Origin of the sequence: Halorubrum sp. Eb13 (assembly GCF_002252895.1) — an archaeon.
Classification (GTDB): Archaea; Halobacteriota; Halobacteria; order Halobacteriales; family Haloferacaceae; genus Halorubrum.
In genome coordinates, this window is record NZ_NHPE01000113.1 from 1 (window position 1) to 2,301 (window position 2,301).

Sequence of the window (2,301 nt, forward strand, 5' to 3'; positions counted from 1 at the left end):
ATCCTTATCTGAACACGATGGACCCAGCCGACCGGATGTACATGTGAGTGCGACCCAGCCGACCGGACGTACATTTGGGGGCGACCCAATCGACCGGATCGCCCTGGGGGATCCCGCTCTGAAAACGCGTGCAACTCGACTCATAGTAAAAACCTATATCGGAGGGGCGTATCGTACTCGATATGACCGACGACCTCCGCGACACCCTCGACCACGTCGGGGACCGGTTCAACCTCGGCGAGTACGAGATCGACGCCTACCTCGCGGTGTTGGAGCACGGCGAACTGACGGCGAGCGACATCGCCGACCGGACGGACATCCCGCAGCCGCGCGTGTACGACACGGTCCGGAGCCTCTCGGACCGCGGGCTCGTGGAGCTCCGCGAGTCGCGTCCGATGAAGATCGTCGCCGTCGACCCGGAAGACGCGTTCGGCGACCTCCGGTCGTCGTTCGCGGAGATGGTCGACGAACTCGAGGCGAGGTACACCGCTCCGACCCGGGAGACCGAGGCCGTCTCCCTCGTGAAGTCGCGCTCGACGATACTCCGGTACCTGGAGGAGATAATCGCCGGCGCGGAGTTCGAGCTCGCCGTCTCGCTGACCCCCGGTCTGCTTCGCCGCTTCCGCGACGAACTCGCGGCGAAGGTGGCCGACGGCGTCAGCGTCGAACTCCTCGTCACTCCCGCCTCGAAAGCGCCGGACCCGGACGAGTTCGACTACCTCGAAGTGTCGACCATCGCACGGGCGCGACGCGGGATCACCACGCCCATCCTCGCGGTCGCCGACGGTGAGTACTCCGTTTACGCCACGCAGGACGCGCTCCGCGACGACCGCGAGCGCTACGGGGTCATCTTCAACCGCTCAGCGCTCGGGTTCCTCGTCTCCGGCTTCTTCGGTACCGTGCTGTGGACGACGGCGGAGACTCTCGCCACCGACGGCGCGGCGCGCCCGTTCCCGCGCCGCTACGCGTCGATCCGCCGCGCCGTCAAGGACGTCAGGGAGTTCGGCGGCGAGGGGTTCTACGCCACCGTCGAGGGACGCGACATCGAGACCGGCGAGGCGGTCACCGTCAGCGGCCGCGTCGTCGACCTCGCGTTCGAGGAGTCCGAGGAGGTCGCCTCGCTGGTCGTCGAGACGACGTCCGGACGCGTCGAAATCGGGGGACGGGTCGCGTCTCTCGAAGACGTGGAGGGGCAGGAGATCGTCATCGGTCGCGGCGAGCCGCCGGCGCTGTAGGGCGGGATTCCTTTTTAACTCTCAGTCCGCGCAGTCGGTCCGATTTATTAATGATCCCGACGCCCGATCCGTATGGAGTACACGACGCTCGGCGACACGGGGACGACCGTCAGCGAACTGGCGCTCGGCTGTATGAGCTTCGGGAGCGAGCACGAGTGGATGCTCGACGAGGAGGAGGGCCGCGAGCTCGTCGAGCGCGCGATCGAGCTCGGGGTCACGTTCTTCGACACCGCGAACGTCTACTCGACCGGCGAGAGCGAGGCGATCCTCGGCGACGTCCTCGCGGAGTACGACCGCGACCGGTTCGTCGTCGCGACGAAGGTGTACGGCGAGATGGACGAGTCGAACCCGAACTCGGGCGGGCTCTCGCGGAAGGCGATCGAACAGGAGCTACAGCACAGCCTCGACCGGCTCGGGATGGACACGATAGATCTGTATCAGATCCACCGTTGGGACTACGACACGCCGATCGAGGAGACGCTGGCGACGCTCGACGACGCCGTCCGGCGCGGCGACGTGCGGTACGTCGGCGCCTCCTCGATGTGGGCCCACCAGTTCGCCGAGGCGCTCCACACGAGCGAGCGCGAGGGGTACGAACGCTTCGCCACGATGCAGAACCTCTACAACCTCGCGTACCGCGAGGAGGAGCGCGAGATGGTTCCCCTCTGCGAGAGGGAGGGGATCGGCATGATCCCGTGGAGCCCGGTCGGCGCCGGCTACCTCGCGCGGCCCTTCGAGCGCGACGACGCCACGCTCCGCGGGGAGCACGAGACCGAACTCGGGCGGCCGTACCGCGAGGGCGGCGGCGAGGAGATCAATCGGCGCGTCCAGGAGTTGGCCGACGAGAAGGGCGTGGAGATGGCGCAGATCGCGCTTCGGTGGGTGGCCGGCAAGGACATCGTCGACGCGCCGATCGTCGGCACGTCGAGCGTCGAACACCTAGAGGACGCGGTCGAGGCCCTCGACATCGACCTCTCCGGGTCGGACGTCGAGTGGCTGGAGGAGCCGTACGAGCCCGTCCGGGTCTCCGGCCACGAGTAGTTCGCGGCCGGAGTGGACTCCCGGC

At 67.6% G+C, this 2,301-nt stretch carries 2 protein-coding genes; both read left to right on the forward strand.

The annotated features are described in order from the left end of the window. Positions 1 to 182 precede the first annotated feature (182 nt). Positions 183 to 1,235, forward strand: a complete 1,053-nt coding sequence (gene trmB / locus DJ75_RS12850; protein WP_094524851.1) for an HTH-type sugar sensing transcriptional regulator TrmB — start codon at positions 183 to 185, stop codon at positions 1,233 to 1,235. A 72-nt stretch (positions 1,236 to 1,307) separates the two neighbouring features. After that, positions 1,308 to 2,276: an aldo/keto reductase gene (locus tag DJ75_RS12855; protein ID WP_094524852.1), complete on the forward strand. Its 969-nt coding sequence runs from the start codon at positions 1,308 to 1,310 to the stop codon at positions 2,274 to 2,276. The last annotated feature ends 25 nt before the right edge of the window (positions 2,277 to 2,301 follow it).